The organism is Vulcaniibacterium gelatinicum (assembly GCF_008033445.1).
Classification (GTDB): Bacteria; Pseudomonadota; Gammaproteobacteria; order Xanthomonadales; family Xanthomonadaceae; genus Vulcaniibacterium_B; species Vulcaniibacterium_B gelatinicum.
In genome coordinates this window covers 1-6,288 of the sequence record NZ_VNKO01000030.1, presented here as the reverse complement: position 1 = coordinate 6,288, position 6,288 = coordinate 1, and the positions used below count along the sequence as shown (strand labels likewise).

General features: G+C 73.1%; 7 protein-coding genes. 3 read left to right on the top strand and 4 right to left on the bottom strand.

Annotated features, from left to right (window positions below):
• The coding region (locus FPV26_RS12435) for a transposase domain-containing protein (protein WP_147653641.1) at window positions 1-120 on the top strand (120 nt) is incomplete at its 5' end.
• A 38-nt stretch (window positions 121-158) separates the two neighbouring features.
• Here FPV26_RS12435 and FPV26_RS12430 read toward each other — a convergent pair.
• The 4 genes from FPV26_RS12430 to FPV26_RS12415 form a co-directional block, all read right to left on the bottom strand.
• Window positions 159-911: a 2OG-Fe dioxygenase family protein gene (locus tag FPV26_RS12430; RefSeq protein ID WP_147654191.1), complete on the bottom strand. Its 753-nt coding sequence runs from the start codon at window positions 909-911 to the stop codon at window positions 159-161.
• Window positions 908-1,309 (bottom strand): MAPEG family protein, encoded by a 402-nt coding sequence (locus FPV26_RS12425; RefSeq protein ID WP_147654190.1) that lies wholly within the window; start codon window positions 1,307-1,309, stop codon window positions 908-910. The genes FPV26_RS12430 and FPV26_RS12425 overlap by 4 nt, the downstream gene beginning before the upstream one ends.
• A gap of 107 nt (window positions 1,310-1,416) precedes the next feature.
• Window positions 1,417-3,114: a M28 family metallopeptidase gene (locus FPV26_RS12420; protein ID WP_147654189.1), complete on the bottom strand. Its 1,698-nt coding sequence runs from the start codon at window positions 3,112-3,114 to the stop codon at window positions 1,417-1,419.
• A gap of 83 nt (window positions 3,115-3,197) precedes the next feature.
• A complete protein-coding gene (locus FPV26_RS12415; protein ID WP_147654188.1) occupies window positions 3,198-3,863 on the bottom strand; it encodes a DUF4097 family beta strand repeat-containing protein in 666 nt (221 codons plus the stop codon).
• 132 nt (window positions 3,864-3,995) lie between these two features.
• Between FPV26_RS12415 and gpmI the strand changes: the two genes are divergently transcribed.
• Window positions 3,996-5,534 (top strand): 2,3-bisphosphoglycerate-independent phosphoglycerate mutase, encoded by a 1,539-nt coding sequence (gpmI, locus tag FPV26_RS12410; protein WP_147654187.1) that lies wholly within the window; start codon window positions 3,996-3,998, stop codon window positions 5,532-5,534.
• The coding region (locus FPV26_RS12405) for a murein hydrolase activator EnvC family protein (RefSeq protein WP_425473104.1) at window positions 5,534-6,288 on the top strand (755 nt) is incomplete at its 3' end. The genes gpmI and FPV26_RS12405, both read left to right, overlap by 1 nt.

The window sequence follows — 6,288 nt, the reverse complement described above, 5'->3', positions numbered from 1 at the left end:
GACCCGCACGCCTGGCTGACCGACGTGCTCACGCGCCTGCCGACCACGCTCGACCGCGATCTCGACACGCTGTTGCCCTTGCCACAGCGCAACGATGTGCGACAAGGTGCGGTCGGCTGACGCTTACGCAGCAGGCACGAGCGGCTCCCGGCCCGGGCTCAGGCCGTCGGCGGCGCGGCGCCCAGGGCGCGCAGGGTCACCACCAGTACGTCGCGGTGCGCGGGGCGGGTGGGGTCGAGCGGGACCACCGGGGTGACGCCGTGGAACACGCGGCGGTCGTCCACCAGCGCGGCGTCGAAGGGCTGGGCCAGGGTGAAGCTGCCCAAGGGGCGGCCGTCGGGAGCGTGGATGGTGGTGGTGCCGCGCTCGATGTTGTGGCGGCGGACCATCAGTACCAGCACGTAGTCCACGCCGTCGCGGTGCACGCCCTCGGGGGTGGGCTCGCCGGGCTGGTCGGGACGGGCCTCGATCCGGAACTGGTGCAGCTCGATGTGCCAGGCGGGGACCGCCGGGGCGAGCCGGCCGAAGGCGTCGCAGGCGAAGGCGAGGATGCTGCGCAGCGAGCGGCTGCCGGCGACCTCGGGCAGGACCGGGTCGAACCAGCGCTCGATGTCGCCCTGCAACGGGTTGTAGGCCAGCGACTGGTAATGCGGCTGGTGCGGCTCGCGCATGATCGCGCCGTCGGCCTTGGCGGCGAACACGGCGTAGCGGCGACGGCGCTGGCGGCCGTGCGCCTGCAGGTACGGGTCGGGGCCGAGCGCGTCCCAGCTCGCGGCGAAGGTCGCCCAGTCGTCGAAGCTGCCGTAGGGCGCCATCAACGCCCGCATCCGCGGCGCTTCGACGAAGGCATAGCCATCGTGGCGCGTCGCCTCGAGCAACGGGGCCAGCGATTCCAGGATCTGGGCGCTCATGCGGCGCTCGTGGCCAGGCGCGTGATGGCCAGCGCCATCAGTGCGAGCACGCAGGCGAAACCGCCGAGCCAGGCCAGGCTGCGCAGGGTGGCGCGGCCGGCCAGATAACACAGTCCGTGCAGCACCCGGAAGACGACGAAGGCGAGCGCGAGGGTCGCGATCCGGATCGGGTCCACGCCAGCCAGCTGTGCCATCAGCACGCCGGCGGCGAAGGCGGGGAAGGCCTCGAAGGCGTTGAGGTGCGCGGCGTGGGCGCGCTGCACGCGCGGGTCGTCCTGGCGCGCGAGCCAGCCACGCGGATCGCGGTTGTCGTAGCGTTTGCCGCTGCGCTTGGCGATCAGCACCCACAGGTAGGGCAGCAGTGCGGCGACAAGCACGCAGGCATAGGCGATGCGCATGACCGACTCCCCGGCGAAGAAGGGCACAGGCTACGTGCCCGCGCGGTGGCTGAACAGCCCCGCGCGCGCCGCCGGTGCGCGGCGCACCGGCAGCGTGGCGGGAATGGTCACGGCGCGGTCGCGGCCTTGCGCGAGGCCTCGCGCGCGGCGCGGAACGGGTTGCCTTGGTACCAGTTCGGCCAGCGGTCGGAATCGGCCAGCTGGCGGCCGACCGCGTACAGCGCCTCGAGGTCCTGCACCACGCCGTCGAGCTTCCAGTTCGGATCGAACTCGTCGGCCGGCTTGTGGTAGCGGTTGGCGGTGTAGTCCTCGGCCGCCTTGCGCCCGGCCTCGGCACCGCCCTCGAGCAGGTCCTCGCCGCCCTTGGCGTACAGCGCGGGCACGCCGGCCTTGGCGAGGTTGAAGTGGTCGGAGCGGAAGTAGTAGCCGGCCTCGACCGCGGTCTCGGCGCGCAGGGTGCGGCCCTGCTTGGCTGCCACTTCTTTGAGGATGTCCTCGAGCTCGGAATTGCCCAGGCCGATCACGATCATGTCGCGCGACTTGCCGTACACCGGCATGGCGTCGAGGTTGATCACCGCGACGGTCTTGTCCATCGGCACGGACGGGTGCGCGACGTAGTACTTCGAGCCGAGCAGGCCCGATTCCTCGAGCGTGACCGCGACGAACAGCAGCGTGCGCTTCGGCCTGGGTTCCTGCGTGGCGAAGGCCTCGGCGATCTCGAGGATGCCGGCCACGCCGGTGGCGTTGTCCACCGCGCCATTGTAGATGGTGTCGCCTTCGCCCTCATGCTTGCCGAGGTGGTCCCAGTGCGCCATGTACACGACCGCCTCGTCCGGGCGTTCGCGCCCGGGCAGCCGGGCGATCACGTTGCGCGAGGACTTCTCCGCGACCGTGCTCTTGAGCGTCACCGAGGCCTTGGCCTTGAGCGGCACCGGCTTGAAACCGCGCTTGTTGGCGGCCGCGCGCAGCGCCTCGAAGTCGAGGCCGGCGTCGGCGAACAGGCGCCTGGCCGCCTCCCCGGTGATCCAGCCCTGGATCGGCAGGCGCGGTTCGGGATCGTCGGCCGCGCGCAGGTCGAACTGCTCGCCGCTCCAGGAGTTCCTGACCACGTCCCAGCCGTACGACGCGCCGGCATCGTCGTGCACGATCAGGGCGGCGGCGGCGCCCTTGCGCGCGGCTTCCTCGAACTTGTAGGTCCAGCGGCCGTAGTAGGTCATGCGCCGGCCCTCGAACAGCGATTCGTCGCCGGCGTGGAAGCCGGGGTCGTTGACCAGGATGACCACGGTCTTGCCCTTGACGTCGAGGCCGGCGTAGTCGTTCCACTTCTGCTCGGGTGCGTCCACGCCGTAGCCGACGAAGACCATCTCGCTGCCCTCGAGCTTGACCTCGGGCTGGCCGGTGCGGGTGCCGACCACCATGTCGGTGCCGAAGGCCAGGGTCCGGGTCTTGCCGCCGACCTCGAGCGTGAGCGTGGTCGCGGGATCGGCGGTGCTGACCTGCATCGGCACGGTCTGGAACCAGCTGCCGTCGGGCGCGCCGGGCTGGTAGCCCATGCGTTCGAACTGGGTGCGCAGGTATTCGACCGTCTTGTCCTCGCCGACGGTGCCGGGGGCGCGGCCCTCGAATTCGTCCGAGGCCAGCGTCTTGACGTGTTCGGCGAAGTCGGCGGCGGTGATGGCGGGGCTGAAGCTGTGGGCGGCCACCGGCGGCGCGGCGGGGGCGGCGGGCGCCGGGGCCTCGGCCTCGCGCTTGCAGCCGGCAAGCGCGAGCAGGCAGGCCAGGGGTAGGGTCAAACGGTATGACATGGGGGCCTCCACGAGCGGGAAGCCCCCGATTCTAGCGATGCCGGGGCAAGGCGATGTCGCGGCCGGCCGGGCCGGGGCCGGGGTCAATCCTTCGGCGCGCGCGCGCCGCTGTAGCGCACCGCGATGGCGCCGGTGACCGGGCCGATGGTCGCGGTTTCGTGCACGTACAGCCGGACCTCGCGTTCGAACACCAGCGGCCCGTCCACGCGCGCGTTCGGGCCGATCACGATCCGCGGCGGGCGCTGCTTGCCGATGCGGATCCACTGCGCCTGCGGCTTGCGCACGGTCAGGCCGCCGCGCACGTGCGAGCCGATGCCGACGGTGACGTCGCCGTTGACGGTCTCGATGCCGCCGCCCAGGTCGGTGTCCACCAGGCCGATCGCGCCGTTGACGGTCTCGACGCCGGCGGCCACGCGCGAGCCGCGGTCCACGAACACGCTGCCGTTGACGGTCTCGATGCCGCCGTCCACCACGGCCTGGCTGCCGACACGGACGCTGCCGTTGACCGTGCCGAGGTCGCCGGTGCGCGCCTGCCCAGCCACGCGGATGCTGCCGTTGACGGTCTCGGCGTCGCCGGTGCGGGCGTCGGCCTCGATCCGGATGCTGCCGTTGACGGTATCCAGCTTGCCGTAGCTGCGGCCGGCCTCGGCGGTGATGCTGCCGTTGACCTTGTCGATGTCGGGGCCTTGCTGGGCGAGGGCGGGAGTGGCGGCCAGCGCGGCGGCGAGGACGAGGGCGAGACGGGTCATGGGAAGTCCTTGGCGTGGAGGGAGGGCTGTAGCTCGGATGCGCGGCTCGGGCCGGAGGTTTAAGTCCGCTTCGCTACAATCTGCGCCTGGCGTCGCGCGCGCCGCCACTGCCCAAAGTCACCGGAAACTGCCGTGTCCGCAACCGCCCGTCCCGCCGTCCGGCCCGTGGTCCTGCTGATCCTCGACGGCTGGGGGCATCGCGAGGACCCGGCCGACAATGCCCTCGCCCATGCCGCGATCCCGCACTGGCGCCGGCTGTGGGCGCAGGCGCCGCACACCCTGATCCACACCGAAGGCCGCCACGTCGGCCTGCCCGACGGGCAGATGGGCAATTCCGAGGTCGGGCACATGAACCTGGGCGCCGGGCGCATCGTGTACCAGGACCTGACCCGGATCGACGCCGCGATCGAGGACGGCAGCTTTTTCGCCAACCCCGAGCTGCGCGGCGCGTGCGCCGCGGTCCAGGCCAGCGGCGGCACGCTGCACGTGATGGGCCTGCTCTCGCCCGGCGGCGTGCACAGCCACGAGGCGCACATCTTCGCGATGCTGGAGCTGGCCAGGCGCGAGGGCGTGGCGAAGGTGGCGGTGCACGCCTTCCTCGACGGCCGCGACATGCCGCCGCAGTCGGCGCAGTCGAGCCTGCAGGCGCTGCAGGACAGGTGCGCCTCGCTCGGCAACGCACGCATCCACAGCGTGTGCGGGCGCTACTACGCGATGGACCGCGACCGGCGCTGGGAACGCGTGCGCCGCGCCTGGGATGCGATCGTGGAGGCGGTGAGCGAACACCGCGCGCCCGACGCGCTGGCCGCGCTCGCCGCCGCCTACGAGCGCGGCGAGACCGACGAGTTCGTGGCCCCGACCGTGCTCACGGGAGCCACGCCGATGCACGACGGCGACGCGGTGGTGTTCATGAACTTCCGCGCCGACCGCGCGCGCCAGCTCACCGCGGCGTTCGTGGCGCCCGATTTCGCCGGTTTCCAGGCGCGACGGCCGCGCCTGGCGCGCTTCGTGTGCCTGACCGAATACGACGCCAAGCTGCCGGCGGCGGTGGCGTTCCCGCCTGACGACCTGCGCCACACCCTCGGCGAGCTGCTCGCCGGCCACGGCCTGACCCAACTGCGCATCGCCGAGACCGAGAAGTACGCGCACGTGACCTTCTTCTTCAGCGGCGGGCGCGAGGAGCCGTACCCGGGCGAGCAGCGGATCCTGATCCCGAGCCCGAAGGTCGCCACCTACGACCTGCAGCCGGAGATGAGCTGCCCGGAGGTGACCGCGAAGCTGGTCGAGGCGATCGAGAGCGGCGCCTTCGACGTGATCGTGTGCAACATCGCCAATCCGGACATGGTCGGGCACACCGGCAACTTCGAGGCCGCGGTCAAGGCGGCCGAGGCGGTGGACGCGGCGATCGGCGCGGTCGAGGCCGCGGTGCGCCGCGCCGGCGGCGCGCTGCTGATCACCGCCGACCACGGCAACCTGGAGATGATGCGCGACCCGGTCACCGGCCAGCCGCACACTGCGCACACGGTCGGCCCGGTGCCGTTCGTGTACGTCGGCCCGCGCCCGGCGACGCTGCGTGCGGGCGGCGCGCTGCGCGACGTCGCCCCGACCATCCTCGACCTCCTCGGCCTGCCCAAGCCCGAGGAGATGACCGGGCGGAGCCTGCTCGCCTGATGCGCCGCCGGCACGCGCCCGCGGCGATCGTGCTGTCCGCGCTGGCGCTGCTCCCTGCCCCCGCGCTGCTGCAGGCGCAGCAGAACAGCCGCGAGGCCGAGCGCCGGCTCGAGCGCGTGCGCAGCGAGCTGCGCGAGGCGGCGGCGGAGCGGCGCCGGCTCGAGGGTGCGCGCGGCACCGCGGCCCGGGCGCTGCGCGAGGCCGACGAACAGGTCGGGCGGCGCAGCCGCGCCCTGCGCGAGCTGGAGGCGGCGCTGGAGCGCGAGCAGCAGGCGCTGGCGGCGCTGCAGGCGCGACGCGCCACCCTGGCGCAGGACCTGGATGCGCGCCGGGCCGAACTGGCCGCGCTGCTGCGGGCGAGCTATGCGATCGGCGAGGCCGCACCGCTGAAGGCGCTGCTGGCCCAGGACCGCATCGCCGACGGCCAGCGCCAGCTCGTCTACCACCGCCACCTGCAGCGCGAGCGGCTCGCGCGCATCCGGCAGCTGGGCGCCGAATTGCAGAACGTGGCCGCGCTCGAACGCGAGATCGCGCAGCGGCGGCAGGCGCTGGCGCAGCGCCAGGCCGAACAGCGCGCACAACTCGCCGGGCTGGAACAGGCGCGGCGTGCACGGGCGCGCATGGTCGCGGAACTGGAAGCGCGCTACCGCGACCGGGCCGCGCGCGAGCGCGCGCTCGGGCGCGACGCGCAGGCGCTGGAGGGCCTGCTCGGGCGGCTGCGGGCCGCGGCCGCGCGGGCGGCCCGCGAGCGCCC